The sequence below is a fragment of the Pseudomonas sp. S30_BP2TU TE3576 genome, from assembly GCF_050436025.1.
GTDB lineage: Bacteria > Pseudomonadota > Gammaproteobacteria > Pseudomonadales > Pseudomonadaceae > Aquipseudomonas.
Map to the genome: position 1 here is coordinate 5537993 of NZ_JBNDLK010000001.1, position 15110 is coordinate 5553102.

The 15110-nt window shown below is 61.2% G+C and carries 14 protein-coding genes; 4 read left to right on the forward strand and 10 right to left on the reverse strand.

Annotation, left to right across the window (positions count from 1 at the left end; translation table 11 throughout):
- The first annotated feature begins 216 nt into the window (after nucleotides 1–216).
- Both ABIA48_RS25375 and ABIA48_RS25380 read left to right on the forward strand, forming a co-directional pair.
- Complete coding sequence (locus ABIA48_RS25375; protein ID WP_429492168.1) at nucleotides 217–1542, forward strand: OprD family porin; 1326 nt, start codon at nucleotides 217–219, stop codon at nucleotides 1540–1542.
- A gap of 384 nt (nucleotides 1543–1926) precedes the next feature.
- Nucleotides 1927–3027 carry a polyamine ABC transporter substrate-binding protein gene (locus ABIA48_RS25380; RefSeq protein WP_204933928.1) on the forward strand — a complete coding sequence of 367 codons (1101 nt, stop codon included), beginning with the start codon at nucleotides 1927–1929 and terminating at the stop codon, nucleotides 3025–3027.
- Nucleotides 3028–3549: 522 nt separating this feature from the next.
- Here the strand turns inward: ABIA48_RS25380 and ABIA48_RS25385 are convergent.
- Nucleotides 3550–4338, reverse strand: a complete 789-nt coding sequence (locus ABIA48_RS25385; protein ID WP_429492170.1) for an AraC family transcriptional regulator — start codon at nucleotides 4336–4338, stop codon at nucleotides 3550–3552.
- Nucleotides 4339–4423: 85 nt separating this feature from the next.
- On the opposite strand from ABIA48_RS25385, the gene ABIA48_RS25390 reads away from it, so the two are divergent.
- Nucleotides 4424–5422 carry a bile acid:sodium symporter family protein gene (locus tag ABIA48_RS25390; RefSeq protein ID WP_429492171.1) on the forward strand — a complete coding sequence of 333 codons (999 nt, stop codon included), beginning with the start codon at nucleotides 4424–4426 and terminating at the stop codon, nucleotides 5420–5422.
- Between the two features lie 43 nt (nucleotides 5423–5465).
- Here the strand turns inward: ABIA48_RS25390 and ABIA48_RS25395 are convergent, their stop codons facing one another.
- The 6 genes from ABIA48_RS25395 to ribBA form a co-directional block, all read right to left on the reverse strand.
- Nucleotides 5466–7181 (reverse strand): amidase, encoded by a 1716-nt coding sequence (locus ABIA48_RS25395; RefSeq protein WP_429492173.1) that lies wholly within the window; start codon nucleotides 7179–7181, stop codon nucleotides 5466–5468.
- A 265-nt stretch (nucleotides 7182–7446) separates the two neighbouring features.
- Nucleotides 7447–8601 carry an ABC transporter ATP-binding protein gene (locus ABIA48_RS25400; protein WP_429492175.1) on the reverse strand — a complete coding sequence of 385 codons (1155 nt, stop codon included), beginning with the start codon at nucleotides 8599–8601 and terminating at the stop codon, nucleotides 7447–7449.
- A gap of 16 nt (nucleotides 8602–8617) precedes the next feature.
- Nucleotides 8618–9427, reverse strand: coding sequence for an ABC transporter permease (locus tag ABIA48_RS25405; protein ID WP_007976227.1), 810 nt, complete (start codon nucleotides 9425–9427; stop codon nucleotides 8618–8620).
- Between the two features lie 6 nt (nucleotides 9428–9433).
- Nucleotides 9434–10378, reverse strand: coding sequence for an ABC transporter permease (locus ABIA48_RS25410; RefSeq protein ID WP_429492178.1), 945 nt, complete (start codon nucleotides 10376–10378; stop codon nucleotides 9434–9436).
- Nucleotides 10375–11400 (reverse strand): ABC transporter substrate-binding protein, encoded by a 1026-nt coding sequence (locus tag ABIA48_RS25415; RefSeq protein WP_007991905.1) that lies wholly within the window; start codon nucleotides 11398–11400, stop codon nucleotides 10375–10377. The genes ABIA48_RS25410 and ABIA48_RS25415 overlap by 4 nt, the downstream gene beginning before the upstream one ends.
- Before the next feature lie 303 nt (nucleotides 11401–11703).
- Nucleotides 11704–12813: a bifunctional 3,4-dihydroxy-2-butanone-4-phosphate synthase/GTP cyclohydrolase II gene (gene ribBA / locus ABIA48_RS25420; RefSeq protein ID WP_429492180.1), complete on the reverse strand. Its 1110-nt coding sequence runs from the start codon at nucleotides 12811–12813 to the stop codon at nucleotides 11704–11706.
- 71 nt (nucleotides 12814–12884) lie between these two features.
- Here ribBA and ABIA48_RS25425 point away from each other — a divergent pair, with 71 nt between their 5' ends.
- Entirely contained in the window at nucleotides 12885–13181 is a 297-nt protein-coding gene (locus ABIA48_RS25425) for a DUF1330 domain-containing protein (RefSeq protein WP_429492182.1), read from the forward strand.
- A gap of 123 nt (nucleotides 13182–13304) precedes the next feature.
- Here ABIA48_RS25425 and ABIA48_RS25430 read toward each other — a convergent pair whose 3' ends face one another.
- From ABIA48_RS25430 to ABIA48_RS25440, 3 genes are all read right to left on the reverse strand, one after another.
- Entirely contained in the window at nucleotides 13305–13868 is a 564-nt protein-coding gene (locus ABIA48_RS25430; RefSeq protein WP_429492184.1) for an NUDIX hydrolase, read from the reverse strand.
- A 1-nt stretch (nucleotide 13869) separates the two neighbouring features.
- A complete protein-coding gene (locus tag ABIA48_RS25435) occupies nucleotides 13870–14622 on the reverse strand; it encodes a GntR family transcriptional regulator (protein ID WP_429492186.1) in 753 nt (250 codons plus the stop codon).
- 88 nt (nucleotides 14623–14710) lie between these two features.
- The gene (locus tag ABIA48_RS25440; RefSeq protein ID WP_429492188.1) at nucleotides 14711–15100 is read right to left on the reverse strand and encodes a carboxymuconolactone decarboxylase family protein; all 390 of its coding nucleotides are present in this window, start codon (nucleotides 15098–15100) and stop codon (nucleotides 14711–14713) included.
- Nucleotides 15101–15110: the final 10 nt, after the last annotated feature.

Below are 15110 nucleotides of genomic sequence, written 5' to 3' on the forward strand. Positions count from 1 at the left end.
AACTACTTTCACCTCGTTTGATAATAGCGTCTCGAAATGTTTTAAGAGTTTCACAAGCCATTCAGTCATCCCTCACTTCGAACTTCTGCTGCTCCTGTCGCTCAGCGGGCGTGCTTGATTGCGCACTCGTATTGAGAGCGGTCTCGTGGGCGGCAATCGGGTTCTGACTGGCGGTTAAACCTTCAAATAACGATAAGAAACACCCAGGAGCACCGTATGTTCAAACGAGCCATCCCCGCCGCCGTCCTGCTGGTCACCAGTTCGATGGGCGCACAGGCTGCAGACTCTGTCGCCCACGGATTTCTGGAGGACAGCAAAGCCAGTCTTTCGATGCGCACCTTGTACTTCAACAGCGATAACCGCGACGGCGCCGCGGCCCCTTCGAAAACCGAGGAGGCAGCCCAGGGGTTCTTGCTGCGCTATGAGTCGGGGTTCACACAAGGCTCGGTGGGGTTCGGGCTCGATGCCCAGGCGTTGCTCGGCATCACACTGGACAGCGGGGCAGGGCGCCACGTCGGTAGCGGCATGATTCCTTCCGACGGCGACGGCGCTGCCGACGCCTGGAGCAGTTTCGGTCCTACAGCGAAGATGCGCCTTGCCAGGACTGAATTTCGCTACGGCACCTTGCTGCCCAAGTTGCCGATCCTCCTGGCGAACGATGCGCGTGTGTTGCCGCAATCGTTTACCGGTGCGCAGATTACTTCGAACGACATCGATGGCCTGACGTTGACCAGCGGTGTACTTGAGCATGCGGTAGGGCGCGCCTCGACGGACCGCACAGGCTTGTCGGTCGCCGGCAGCACTCAGGACAGCAACAAGTTCTACTACGCCGGTGCTGACTACAACCTCACCAGGAATTTGAAAACCCAGTATTACTTCGCGCAGCTGGAAGATTTCTACAACCAGAATTTCCTTGGCCTGACGCACATCCTGTCCATCGACAGCGCGAGCTCACTGATCACCGACCTGCGTTATTTCCGTACCACGTCGAGCGGTGCCAACAGCTCTGCTTCCGGCCGCGCACAAGGCTATCGGGTATCGGGTTACACCGACGACAACGACGGTGAAATCGACAACAGCACCTGGTCTGCGACGGTCACCTATACCCAGGGTGGGCACGCGGTGACGGTGGGGCATCAGCGCGTGGGCGATGGCAGCAATTTCGTCCAGCCCAACCAGGGCAGCCTGGTGGACAAAGGGGCGGGCGGCGGCAGTGTCTACCTGCCCACCGACAAGATGATCCAGAACTTTGCCCGGGCCGGAGAACAGACGAATTTCGGTCAATACACCTACGACTTCGCGCCCTTGGGCGTGCCGGGACTGAAAGCCTCGATCGTGTATTTGAAGGGTACGGACATCAAGGCGCAAAACGCCAGTGATCAGTCCGAGTGGGAGCGCGACATGACCCTGGATTACGTGTTGCAATCGGGCACGTTCAAAGGGCTTGGGTTCACACTGCGTAATGCCAAATCGAACACTGACGCCGGCCGCAATGTGGATCAGAGCCGGTTCATCATCAATTACACCTTGTCACTGCTGTAATCACGCACCTCCTGTGGGATCGGGCTTGCTCGCAAAGGCGGTGTGTCAGGCGACATTGATATTGAATGTGCCGGCCTTTTCGCGAGCAAGCCCGCTCCCACAAAAATCGATGTATGGGCTGGCCGCCGCACTGTCGGCGAAACGTCCCGCAACGCTAATCAATGCGGACACGTATTTTGGCCGTTTCGATCTCCTTTTGGCCTGCCTCACGCTGTGAACCGACCACACTCTCAGCAAGAATCAGACGCGGGTTGCCGAGTCAGCAATCCAAGGTGAAACCACAACCAGAATCTCCACTTCCTTGCCCTTGGCTATTTTCAAGGCTGCTGCCGTGTACAGAACATAAAAACCATCGAACTCACGCCACACTTGGGGAAAAGATCCATGGACTCAATGAAACGCATGCTGGGCGCCACCGTTTGCGGACTGTCGCTGCTGGCCAGCGCGGTGCACGCCGAACCGCGCGAGTTGCGGGTGTACAACTGGGCGGACTACATCCTGCCGTCCGTGCCCAAGGATTTTGCCAGGGACACCGGGATCAAGGTGACCTGGGACACCTTCGACACCAACGAATCCCTGGAGGCCAAACTGCTCACCGGCAACTCGGGCTACGACCTGGTGGTGCCCTCGAACCAGTTCATCGAAACCCAGATCAAGGCGGGCGTGTTCCAGAAACTCGACAAGTCCAAACTGCCGAACTGGTCGCACCAGGATCCGGCGCTGCTCAAGCTGCTGGACAAGAACGACCCGGGCAACCAGTACGGCATGCCCTACATGTACGGCACCGTACTGATCGGCTTCAACCCGGCGAAGGTCAAGGCGGCGCTGGGCGAGAATGCGCCGGTGGACAGCTGGGATCTGGTGTTCAAGCCCGAGAACATGGAGAAGCTCAAGGCCTGTGGCGTAGCCATGCTCGACTCACCCTCGGAGATTCTGCCGTTGGCCCTGCATTACCTGGGGCTGGACCCGAACAGCCAGAACCCGGATGACTACGAAAAAGCCAAGGCGTTGATGCTCAAGGTTCGCCCCTACGTCACCTACTTCAACTCCGCCAAGTACATGACCGACATCGCCAACGGCGACATCTGCGTGGCCATCGGTTACTCCGGCAGCTTCTATCAATTCGGCAACCGCGCCAAAGAGGCGGGCAACGGCGTGGTCGTCGACTGGCGCCTGCCGAAAGAAGGCGCGCCGATCTGGTTCGACACCTTCGCCATTCCGAAAAGCGCGAAGAACGTCGCCGAGGCCCATGAATTCCTCAACAACCTGATGGACCCGAAAGTGATCGCGCCGATCAGCGACTTCCTCGGTTACCCGAATGCCAACAGGGACTCGCTGGCACTGATCAACAAGGACATCACCGGCAACCCGAACCTGACACCGACCAGCGAGGCATTGAAGACGCTCTACGTCGTACAGCCATTGCCGCAGAAGCTTGAGCGGGTCCGTACCCGGGTCTGGACCAGCATCAAGTCCGATCAGTAACACCGGAAACTGGTGGGAGCGGGCTTGCTCGCGAAGGCATTGTGTCAGTCAATGCAGGTGTCGACTGACCCACCGCCATCGCGAGCAAGCCCGCTCCCACCGTTGATTGATGCCGAACACAAATCCTGCGGATGACAAAGATCCATTGTGGGAGCGGGCTTGCTCGCGAAGGCGGAGTGTCAGTAAAGCAGGTGTCGACTGATCCACCGCCATCGCGAGCAAGCCCGCTCCCACCGTTGATTGATGTCGAACACAAATCCTGCGGATGACAAGGATCCAGTGTCGGAGCGAGCTTGCTCGCGAATGCGGAGTGTCAGTAAAGCAGGTGTCGACTGATCCACCGCCATCGCGAGCAAGCCCGCTCCCACCGTTGATTGATGCCGAACACAAATCCTGCGGATGACGAACATCCATTGTGGGAGCGGGCTTGCTCGCGAAAGCGGTGGGTCAGTCAATGCAGGTGTCGACTGACCCACCGCTTTCGCGAGCAAGCTCGCTCCCACAGGTTGTACGGTGCAGGGCTCAGCGGAAGAATTCTCCGGGTGTTTCGCCGAACTGCTGACGAAACGCGGCGATAAACGCCGATGTCGAGTCGTAGCCGCAGGCCAGTGCGACGTCGGTCACTCGCTGGCCCTGTTCCAGGGGTGTCAGGGCGCCGAGCAGGCGCAAACGCTGACGCCAGGCGCGAAAGGTCAGGCCGGTGTCGCGCAGGAACAGGCGACTGAGGGTTTTCTCGGTGACACCGAATTTGTCGCTCCAGTGGCTGAGCGTGGTTTGTTGCTCCGGGTGCGATTCCAGGCTTTGAGCGATTTGCCGCAACCGGCTGTCCTGGGGCAGGGGCAGCATCAGGTCGATCTGTGGCGCCTCAGCCAACTGATCGAGAATCACCTGGGCCAACCGACCGTGCGGGCCGCTCTGATCGTATTCCACTGGAATCTGACTGAAGGCACGGATCAACTCGCGCAACAGATCGCTAACCCCCAACACATGACAGCCTGGCTGCGCCCAGGTCGAGACGCTGCAATCGATGTACAGGCTGCGCATTTCCGTGCGCGGTGAACTGAACACCCGGTGCGGCATGCCCGCCGGAATCCACACCGCACGTTCCGGCGGGGCGACGAAACGTCCAACGCCGGTCTGTATTTCGAGCACGCCCTGAATCGCATAGGAAAGCTGCACCCACGGGTGGCTGTGGCGCCGGGTCAGAGCGCGATTGGGCAGCGATTCGGTACGGCCGTAGAGCGGCCGTGGCAGGCTGGACAGCCCGGGAATACTGCGCCGGATACTTTTTTCATGTCCTTTTGGCGGCATCTGCTGGCTCATCGGCGTTAGTCGGTAATTTCCAGTCACGTTAGAGTCGCTTCCACGTACTGGCAACCCCCGGATGATCAAGCCCATGACTCGCCCCCGTTTGTTACCCGACAACTTCACCCTGACCCTGATCGGCGTGGTCACGCTTGCCAGCCTGCTGCCCGCCAGCGGTCAGGTCGCGGTCGGTTTTGGCTGGTTGACCAACATCGCCATTGCGCTGCTGTTTTTCCTGCATGGTGCCAAGCTGTCTCGCGAATCGATCATTGCCGGCGCCGGGCACTGGCGCCTGCATTTGCTGGTGTTCAGCCTGACCTTCGTGCTGTTTCCGTTGCTCGGCCTGGCGCTCAAGCCGCTGCTGTCGCCGCTGATTGGCAATGACCTGTACATGGGCATGCTGTATCTGTGTGCGCTGCCCGCTACGGTGCAGTCGGCGATTGCCTTTACTTCGCTGGCGCGGGGCAACATCCCGGCGGCGATTTGCAGTGCGGCGGCGTCCAGCCTGTTCGGGATTTTCCTCACACCGTTGCTGGTGACCCTGCTGCTGAATGTGCACGGCGAAGGCGCCTCGACCCTCGACGCCATTTTCAAGATCAGCGTGCAATTGCTGCTGCCGTTCATTACCGGGCAAATCGCGCGGCGCTGGATCGGCAACTGGGTGGCGCGCAACAAGAGCTGGTTGAAATTCGTCGATCAGGGCTCGATTCTGCTGGTGGTCTACGGCGCGTTCAGCGAGGCAGTGATCGAGGGCCTCTGGCACCAGATTCCGCTGCTGGATCTGGTTGGGCTGGTGGTGGCGTGCTGCGTGGTCCTGGCGCTGGTGTTGGCGGCCTCGACCGTACTGGGCAAGGCGTTCGGTTTCAATCAGGAAGATCGCATCACCATTCTTTTCTGCGGTTCGAAGAAAAGCCTGGCGACCGGTGTGCCGATGGCGCAGGTATTGTTTGCCGGTAGCACCATTGGCGTGTTGATCCTGCCGTTGATGCTGTTCCACCAGATTCAACTGATGGTCTGTGCGGTGCTGGCGCAGCGTTTTGCCAATCGGCCGGAATCGATTCCGGAACTGATGGCTCAGGTCGATCCCTGAAAATCCGGGACTGGAGCGGTAATGGCTCCAGTCCCGGAGTTGATTACCGCTTGTCAGCCGCCAATGGCGGGGTGCGCGGCGGGATCATGCGCTGGTTGCCGGTCGATTCGAACGCCGACGCCAGGTGCAGCAACGACGAGTCGTCATAGGCGCGCCCGGCAAACGTCAGGCCGACCGGCATGCCGATGTCCGGCATCACGCCCATTGGCACGGTGACCGTTGGCACGCCGAGGTGACGGATGGCGAGGTTGCCGTTGGCGACCCATATACCGTTGCTCCAGGCGATATCCGCCGAATGCGGATCGACATCGGCATTTGCAGGCGCTACATCGGCGACCGTCGGGAACAGCACCGCGTCGAGTCCCAGGCGATCCATCCAGTCTTCCAGATCGATCTTGCGGGTCTTCTCAAGCCCGCGCAGGCCGTCGGGTACTGTGCTGATCTGGTCCCACGGCGTGATGCCGCGTTCGGCCATGCGCACGTATTCGTCCATGCCGGCGACCAGGTCACCCTCGCGGTTGGGCAGGGTGCCCGGGTCGTGAGGGAAGATCAGCGGGCCGTCGACATCGACCAGGCGATTCAATTTCGGATCGCCGTTGGCCTGCAGGAAATCATCGAACGCCCAGGCGGTCAGGTCCCACAGTTCGTGGTGCAGGAATTCCTTGGAGACGATGCCGCGATTGAACACGGTCGGCGCGCCAGGACGATCGCCTTCGCAATTGGAGACCAGCGGGAAGTCCACTTCGAGCACTTCGGCGCCAGCGGCTTCGAGGGCCTTGCGCGCCTGTTCCCAGAGACCGATCACCGACGGGCGGGTAATGATGCGCTGGCCGGTCGGGCCACCGATGCCCGGCGCTTCGGACGTGCCGGCTTCAGGGTCGGCGTTGATGTACATGCGCGGAATGCCGAACTTCTTGCCTTTGAGCGCTTCGCTGTTCGCCGCCAGCGCGGCATAGGACTCCGGGCGTACCTCAGACGATTTCGGAATGGGCACCCAAGGCTGCAAGCGCCACAGGTCACCGCGAGTGTCCGGGTCATCGGCCACCACTACGTCGAGCACTTCGAGCAGGTCGGCCATGGTCCGGGCAAACGGCACGACCACGTCCATGGTCGGGGTCAGCGGCCAGTTGCCGCGTACCGAGATCACGCCGCGCGAAGGGGTGTAGGCGCACAAACCGTTGTTCGACGCCGGGCCGCGGCCGCTCGACCAGGTTTCTTCCGCCAGGCCAAAGGCCGCGAAACTGGCCGCGGTGGCCGTGCCGGCACCGTTCGACGAGCCGGAGGCGAAAGGGGCGGTGAGGTAATCAGCGTTGTACGGACTCTCGGCGCGGCCGTAGACGCCACGCTGCATCCCGCCGTTGGCCATCGGCGGCATGTTGGTCTTGCCCAGGCAGATCGCCCCGGCGGCGCGCAGGCGCTCGATGGTGAACGCATCGCGATAGGCGATCAGGTCCTTGAAAGCCGGGCTGCCCGACGCAGCGGTCAGCCCTTTGACCAGATAACTGTCCTTGGCGGTGTAAGGGATGCCATCCAGCGGACCCAGCGTCTGGCCCTTGGCGCGACGGGCGTCAGACGCCTGGGCCTCGGCGAGCGCCTCGGGGTTGCGAACCACCACCGCGTTCAGGGCGGTGGAGGTTTCGGGGCCATCGTAGGCGTCAATGCGGGCGAGATAGGCCTGGACCAGTTCAACCGAGGTGGTCTGGCCGGATTCGAGCGCTGCGCGCAGTTGGGCAATGGAAACTTCGGTAACTTCGATCATGCTGCCACCGCCGCTGGCAGGTGGAGGGTCCCAAACACTTCACTTTTCTCGAAATGGACTTTCATATCGTTATTCTCGTTGCACTGTGTGGCACGACAGGGTCGGGTGTTAAAAATACTGAGCACTATTTAGCATTAAACCGGGATTTTAGGAATCCGTTGTCCAATTTATCTTACAGGCGACAGAAAAAAGGCCACCACAACCCGACGTTGTGGTGGCCCGAGGGTGACACTTTAGCAGCGGCCCACCGTTGTGGGCCATGGGATCAATGCGCGCCGGCAGCCTTGTTCAGGTCGCTTTCGGCCCATTCGGTGTAGACGCAGGCATCGGCCGTGGCCCAGCGCACGCGCACCGGGTCGCCCGCCTTGAGCGGCATGCCGGCGGCGGAAAGCGCCTTGACCGTCATCGAGGTGCCACCCGAAGTGACCACGCTGCAGGTCTGGCTTTCACCGAGAAACAACACTTCCACGACCTTGGCCGAGACTTCGTTCCAGCCGGCGGCCAGCGGTTCGGCAAGGGCTTGTTCGTTACTCAGGGCCAGGGCTTTTTCCGGACGCACCATCAGCAGCACGTCCTGATCGGTATGCAGGCCGGCTGTGAGGCGGATCGACAGCGCCTGGCCTTCAAAGGTCGCCACCGCATTACCCTGAGCCTTGAGCTTGAGGAAGTTCGAGTTGCCAAGGAACGAGGCGACAAAGGCGTTCGGCGGATTCTGGTACAGGTCATAACCGCTGCCGAGGCCAACGATCTTGCCGTGGCTGAAAATCGCGATGCGCTGGGACAGGCGCATGGCTTCTTCCTGATCGTGGGTCACGTAGACGATGGTGATGCCCAGGCGCCGATGCAACTGGCGCAGTTCGTCCTGCAAGTCTTCGCGCAGTTTTTTGTCGAGTGCGCCCAGCGGTTCGTCCATCAGCAGGATGCGTGGCTCATAGACCAGCGCCCGGGCGATGGCGACGCGCTGCTGCTGGCCACCGGACAGTTGCGAAGGGCGGCGATGGGCAAATTGTTCAAGCTGCACCAGCTTGAGCATCGCATCGACCCGGCGTTCGCGCTCGGCGGCAGCCAGTTTGCGGATGGCCAGCGGGAAGGCGATGTTGTCGCGCACGGACAGGTGCGGGAACAGCGAGTAGCGCTGGAACACCATGCCGATGTCACGTTTGTGCGGCGGCACGTTGATCAGCGACTGGCCGTTGACCAGGATCTCGCCGCTGCTCGGCGTTTCGAAGCCGGCGAGCATCGACAGCGTGGTGCTTTTGCCCGAGCCGCTGGAGCCGAGGAAGGTGAGGAATTCACCGTCCTTGATGTCCAGCGAGATGTTGTCCACGGCGGCAAAATCGCCATAGTGTCTGTTCAGGTTACGCAGGCTGACCAGGGGTTTGTCATTTTGCTGCGCGGAATCTTTGATCACTGCACTCATGTCGTACTCCTGGCGCTCAAGCGCTGATTTCGTTGCGCCGGCGCAGAGCGGCGGCGATCACCATGACCAATACCGAGAGGCCGATCAGCAGCGTCGAGGCGACGGCGATCACGGGCGTCAGGTCCTGGCGCAGGGTGGTCCACATTTTCACGGGAAGGGTTTGCAGGGTCGGGCTGGCCATCATCACGCTCAGCACCACTTCATCCCACGAGACGAGGAAGGCGAAGAGGGCGCCGGCGACCATGCCCGGGCGGATCGCCGGGAAGGTCACCTTGAACACCGCCTGCAGGCGCGAGGCGCCACAGATCACCGCCGCGTCTTCAATCGACTGATCGAACAGCTTCAGCGAGTTGATGATCGAGATGATGGTGAACGGCAACGCCACGATCACATGGCTGACCACGAACGCGAACATGGTCCCGGTGTAGCCCAGTTTCAGGAACAGCGCGTATACCGCCACAGCGATGATCACCAGCGGCACGATCATCGGCAGGGTGAACAGGCCGTAGAGCATTTCCCGGCCGGGGAAGCGGCCGCGCACCAGGGCGAACGCGGTCGGCAGGCCCAGCGCGACGGCGAAGAACGTCGTCAGCACCGCGACCTTGAGGCTGGCCATCGCCGCGTTCATCCAGTCGGCGTTGGAGAAGAACTGGCCGTACCATTTCAGCGTCCAGCCCGGCGGCGGGAACACCAGCCATTGCGACGAGCCGAACGACAGCAGCACGATGAACACGATCGGCAGCAGCAGGAACAGACCGATCAGCCCGGTGGTGGCATACAGGCCGAAGCGCATGCGCCGGCTCATGGCATTGGGAGTCAGGAGCATGACGGTTTACCTCGCGTTGCTGGCGCCAACCGGGGATTCCGGCTGAAGCTTCAGGTAGAAGTAGAACAGCACCAGCGTGATCACGATCAGCAACGCGGCACCGGCGCTGGCCAGGCCCCAGTTGAGGAACGACTGCACCTGCTGAATGATGAACTCGGGGAGCATCATGTTCTGGGCGCCGCCCAGCAGGGCTGGGGTCACGTAGTAACCGAGGGACATCACGAACACCATCAAGCCACCGGAGAACAGCCCCGGCCGGCACAGCGGCAGGAATACCCGGAAGAAGTTGGTCCAGGGGCTGGCACCGCAGATCGAGCCGGCCTGCAGAATCATCGGGTCGATGGCCTGCATGGTCGCCTGCAACGGCAACACGATGAACGGGATCATGATGTAGCTCATGCCGATCACCACGCCGGTGAGGTTGTGCACCATCTCCAGCGGTTGATCGATGATGCCCAGCGCCATCAGCGCCTTGTTGATCACCCCGGAGGCTTGCAGCAATACCAGCCAGGAGTAGGTGCGGGCGAGCAGACTGGTCCACATCGACAACAGCACGATGTTGAGGATCCAGCGACCCCAGCCACGCGGCACCAGGGTGATCGCCCAGGCCAGCGGGAAGCCCAGCAGCAGGCTGAACAGCGTGACCAGCCCGGCCACCGAGAAGGTGTTGAGCAACACCCGTGCATACGCCGAGTTGGCGAACAGTTGCTCGTAGTTGCCCAGCCCCGGCACCGGTTCCAGCACGCCGCGCAGCAGCAGGCCAATCAACGGTGCCAGAAAGAACAGACCGAGGAACAGCAGGGCGGGGACCAGGTTACTGGCGCCACGCCAACGCTGCTTCAGCGTCGGTGAGGGTTGCTTCGCAACGCTCTGGCCGACTGCAGAACCGGCAGCGCCGGTGGCGCTCCCGGAGACCGTGGACGGACGAGACGCGGTTACCGTCATTTTCATTTGACCAGCCATTCGTTCCACCGTGTCGCAATGGCCGGACCGTTCTTGGCCCAGTATGCGAAATCAAGAGTGATCTGATCCTTGGCGTAGGCCGTCGGCAGGTTCGGGGCCAGTACCGAATCCAGGCGCGCCACGCTGTCGACGTTGACCGGGGCGTAGGCGGTCAGGTTGGAGAAGTCGGCCTGGCCCTTGGCACTGCTGGCGTTGGCCAGGAACTTCATCGCCGCGTCCTTGTTTTTCGAACCCTTTGGAATGACCAGGATGTCGGCCATGACCAGGTTCTGTTTCCAGCTTACGCCGACCGGGGCGCCGTCTTCTTGCAGGGCATGAATCCGGCCGTTCCAGAACTGGCCCATGCTCGCTTCACCGGAGGCCAGCAGCTGCTGCGACTGCGCACCACCGCCCCACCAGACGATATCTTTCTTGATGGTGTCGAGTTTTTTGAACGCGCGGTCCAGGTCCAGCGGATAGAGCTTGTCGGTCGCCACGCCATCGGCCAGCAGGGCCAGTTCGAGCACGCCAGGGCTCGGCCATTTGTAGAGGGCGCGTTTGCCGGGGTAGGTCTTGGTGTCGAACAGCGCGGACCAGTCCTGAGGCTTGCTGGCGCCAAGCTTGCCTTCGTTGTAGCCGAGGACGAAGGAGAAGAAGAACGAGCCGACGCCGTGGTCGGAGACGAAGCGCGGGTCGATCTTGTCGCGTTCAATGACTTTGAAGTCGAGGGGCTCAAGCAAGCCTTCGGAGGCGGCGCGCAAGGCGAAGTCGGCTTCGACGTCGACCACGTCCCACTGCACGTTGCCGCTTTCGACCATGGCCTTGAGTTTGCCGTAGTCGGTCGGGCCATCCTGCACAACGGTGATACCGCTGGCCTTGCTGAACGGATCGGCCCAGGCCTGCTTTTGCGCATCCTGGGTGCTGCCGCCCCAACTCACGAAGTTGACGCTTTCAGCCGCCATCAACGCCTGGCTGGTCACGCTCAGCAGTCCTGCAAAAAGAACCGCGGTCGCACGTTTGTTCAACACCATTTTCACGCCCTCATTGTTGTGTTTATGAGCGGGGCTTTCGAATGCCCGCCTATCGGGAGCAGTAGGTCCGTCGAGTCAGCTTCGACTGTCCGGTCTATGGAATATCATATTATGGTATTCCAAACTTTGTGCAAGCATTTTGCCGTACCGGCTATCAGCCAAAAGTGGTTTTTCAGTGATGACGCATTCCCCTGTGGGAGCGGGCTTGCTCGCGAAGAGGGAGTGTCAGTCGGCATCTCGCTGTCAGACATACCGCCTTCGCGGGCAAGCCCGCTCCCACAGGGGATTGCATTCAGCCGAGGATCATTCGGTGAATGGGATGCTTTCCACCACTTCCAGGTCGTACCCGGTCAAGCCCGCATATTTCAGCGGCGGCCCGAGATGGCGCAATTTGCCGACACCCAGGTTCTGCAGGATCTGCGCACCGGTGCCGACTTCCGAATAAATCCGTGACTGCGAACGGCTGAACTGCCGGGGCGGCTGGGTCAATTGCGGCACGCGTTCGAGCAACGCCTGCGAGGATTCATGATTGGCCAGCACCACCACCACGCCGTGGCCTTCGGCGGCGACACGCTGCAAGGCGGCCCACAAGGTCCAGTTGGTTGGCCCGCTGTATTCGGCGCCGACCAGATCGCGCAACGGATCGATCACATGCACGCGCACCAGCGTCGGTTGCTCGCGACGCAAATCGCCCATGACCATGGCCATGTGGACACCACCTTCGATGCGATCCTCAAAGGTGATCAGCCGGAAGGTGCCGTGCACAGTCGGCAGATCACGTTCACCGATGCGCACGATGGTGTGTTCCGTGCTCAGGCGATAGTGAATCAGGTCGGCGATGGTGCCGATCTTGATCCCGTGCTTGCGTGCGAACACTTCCAGGTCCGGGCGCCGGGCCATGGTGCCGTCGTCGTTCATCACTTCGACGATCACCGAGGCGGGTGTATGACCGGCCAGGCGTGCCAGGTCGCAGCCGGCTTCGGTGTGGCCGGCGCGGGTCAGCACGCCGCCTTCCCGGGCGCGCAGCGGGAAGATGTGGCCAGGTTGCACAATGTCGGCGGGGCCGGCATGGGCGGCGACGGCGGCGGCCACGGTGCGTGCCCGATCCGCTGCGGAGATACCGGTGGTCACGCCGACGGCCGCTTCGATGGACACGGTAAACGCGGTGCTGAACACGCTGCCATTGCTCGGCACCATCTGCTCCAGACCCAGGCGTTTGCAGTGTTCGTCGGTCAAGGTCAGGCAGATCAGGCCGCGGGCTTCACGGGCCATGAAACTGATCGCCTCGGGTGTGCAGCAGTCGGCGGCCAGCAACAGGTCGCCTTCGTTTTCCCGGTCTTCATCGTCGACCAGCAGGACCATTTTGCCGAGGCGGTAATCTTCGATGATTTCTTCGATGCTGTTGAAGGCCATGATGGACGCTCAGTGTGTTGGCTGGATTGAATTGTGGTATACCATAATACAAAATTAACCAAGAGGTCACTATGAAGGCGTACTGGATTGCTCACGTGGATGTCACCGACCCCGATCAATACAGCCAATACACTCAGCGGGCGCCGAAGGCATTCGCTGCCTATGGTGCACGGTTTCTGGCTCGCGGCGGGCGCAGCGAAGCACTGGAAGGCCGAGCGACACCGCAACGCAGCGTGGTGATCGAGTTCGATTCCTACGAGCAGGCGCTGGCGTGCTACCACTCGGCGTTGTATCAGGAGGCGAGGGGACACCGCGAAGGCGTGGCGAAGGCCGATATCATCATAGTCGAGGGCATGCCGCAGCTCTGACCAACACCACTAAACCCTGTGGGAGCGGGCTTGCTCGCGATGAGGGAGTGTCAGTTGACATCTATGTTGGTTGATACACCGCCATCGCGAGCAAGCTCGCCCCCACAGGGGGAGTGGGAACTGTCAGCGGATGAAATGAATCTTCCCGCTGTCGTCATTGCCCATGTAGATGCCATAGACACCGGCCTGGCGTTCCTCGATGTAGCGTTCGAGGATCTGCCGGATCGCCGGGTAGTAGATGCTGTCCCAAGGGATGTCCTCGGGCGCGAAGAATTTGTAGTCGAGGGTTTCCGGGCCGTACTGGCCAGTGATCTCCAGCGCGATGGCGCGGAAGATGATGTACACCTCGCTGATTTGCGGAACGCTGAAAATCGAGTAGGGCGAGAGGATTTCCGCACGCACGCCACTTTCTTCCCAGACTTCACGCAGGGCTGCCTGCTCGGTGGTCTCGCCGCTTTCCATGAAGCCTGCGGGCAGGGTCCAGGTGCCGGGGCGCGGTGGAATCGCGCGCTGGCACAAGAGGTACTTGCCGTCCTGCTCGATGATGCAGCCGGCAATGATTTTCGGATTGACGTAATGGATGTAGCCGCAACCGCGGCACATCAGGCGCTCGTGCGTATCGCCCGGCGGCAGCTGTGACCTGAGATCAGCGCTGCCGCACTTGGGGCAAAAGCTCGGGCTGAACATCTCAGCGACCTATGCGCGGTTCTTTCAGCGCGATGGGCAGGGTGATCGCCGGGACGTCGCCGGTTTCTTCCTGCTTGCGCTTGAGGTAGTCCAGGGCCACGGCAGCGGCCGCGCGCACGTGGTCGACGCAAGCCTGGTGAGCGGCCAGTGGATCACCGCTCTTGATCGCCTCGACCATGCGCTCCATTTCCTGGTTACTGGCACCGCGACGGTTTTCCTGGGACACCGAGGTTGCGCGCAGGTAGCTGATGCGCGCCTGCAACTGGCGCAGCTGAGTGGCCGCGACATGGTTGCCCGAACCTTCGAGCAGCACGTCGTAGAAACCCTGGACCGAGTCGATGACCTGTTGCAGTTCGCCGTCCTTGAGCGCCTTGCGGTTTTCTTCGAGGGCTTTTTCCAGGGCTTTGATGTCCTTGGCTTTGGCGCGCAGGGTGAACAGTTGCACGATCAGCCCTTCGAGCACGCAGCGTAGCTCGTAGATGTCCACGGCGTCGGCCAGGGTAATGATCGCGACACGCGGGCCCTTGGCATCGGCGAATTCCACCAGGCCTTCGGATTCGAGGTGACGCAAGGCTTCACGCACGGAAGTACGGCTGACGCCCAGGCGATCGCACAGATCGCGTTCGACCAGACGGTCTCCCGGCAGGAGCTGGAAGTTCATGATGGCGCTTCGCAGTTTATCCAGCACGATTTCGCGCAGGGTAACGGGGTTGCGATTGACCTTGAAGCTGTCGTCGAGTGGCAGGCGTTTCATGGGGTCCGCTCTGATTGTGGCTGTCCATGCAAAAAGAACACTTCGATTACGGGAATCTACGTGCCCGGTCAGATCAAACAGCCAAGGGTTAACTGGAGGCCTCGGCATCGGCTTCGGCGAAGGCTTCACGGGCGAGCCGGAAACTGTCTACGGCAGCGGGGACACCGCAATAAATGCCGACCTGAAGCAATATTTCGCGTATTTGCTCACGACTCAGGCCGTTACGCAAGGCACCGCGCACATGCAGCTTGAGTTCATGGGGCCGGTTGAGGGCCGAGATCATCGCCAGGTTGATCATGCTGCGTTCCTTGAGCGACAAACCCTCACGGCCCCAGACATGACCCCAGCAATACTCGGTGACCATTTCCTGCAGTGGCCGGGTGAAATCGTCGGCGTTCTCGATGGAACGATGGACGTAGGCTTCGCCCAGCACCTGGGTGCGGATCTTCAGGCCTTTTTCGTATTTTTCGTTGTTCATTTGCGTAGCT

Bases quoted from the DNA above. Each gene is read 5' to 3' on its own strand.
- ribBA (WP_429492180.1), bottom strand. From the start codon at position 12,813: ATGGCCTTCAACAGCATCGAAGAAATCATCGAAGATTACCGCCTCGGC.
- ABIA48_RS25375 (WP_429492168.1), top strand. From the start codon at position 217: ATGTTCAAACGAGCCATCCCCGCCGCCGTCCTGCTGGTCACCAGTTCG.
- ABIA48_RS25430 (WP_429492184.1), bottom strand. From the start codon at position 13,868: ATGTTCAGCCCGAGCTTTTGCCCCAAGTGCGGCAGCGCTGATCTCAGG.
- ABIA48_RS25395 (WP_429492173.1), bottom strand. From the start codon at position 7,181: ATGATCGAAGTTACCGAAGTTTCCATTGCCCAACTGCGCGCAGCGCTC.
- ABIA48_RS25390 (WP_429492171.1), top strand. From the start codon at position 4,424: ATGACTCGCCCCCGTTTGTTACCCGACAACTTCACCCTGACCCTGATC.
- ABIA48_RS25410 (WP_429492178.1), bottom strand. From the start codon at position 10,378: ATGAAAATGACGGTAACCGCGTCTCGTCCGTCCACGGTCTCCGGGAGC.
- ABIA48_RS25385 (WP_429492170.1), bottom strand. From the start codon at position 4,338: ATGCCGCCAAAAGGACATGAAAAAAGTATCCGGCGCAGTATTCCCGGG.
- ABIA48_RS25380 (WP_204933928.1), top strand. From the start codon at position 1,927: ATGGACTCAATGAAACGCATGCTGGGCGCCACCGTTTGCGGACTGTCG.
- ABIA48_RS25440 (WP_429492188.1), bottom strand. From the start codon at position 15,100: ATGAACAACGAAAAATACGAAAAAGGCCTGAAGATCCGCACCCAGGTG.
- ABIA48_RS25435 (WP_429492186.1), bottom strand. From the start codon at position 14,622: ATGAAACGCCTGCCACTCGACGACAGCTTCAAGGTCAATCGCAACCCC.
- ABIA48_RS25405 (WP_007976227.1), bottom strand. From the start codon at position 9,427: ATGCTCCTGACTCCCAATGCCATGAGCCGGCGCATGCGCTTCGGCCTG.
- ABIA48_RS25415 (WP_007991905.1), bottom strand. From the start codon at position 11,400: ATGGTGTTGAACAAACGTGCGACCGCGGTTCTTTTTGCAGGACTGCTG.
- ABIA48_RS25425 (WP_429492182.1), top strand. From the start codon at position 12,885: ATGAAGGCGTACTGGATTGCTCACGTGGATGTCACCGACCCCGATCAA.
- ABIA48_RS25400 (WP_429492175.1), bottom strand. From the start codon at position 8,601: ATGAGTGCAGTGATCAAAGATTCCGCGCAGCAAAATGACAAACCCCTG.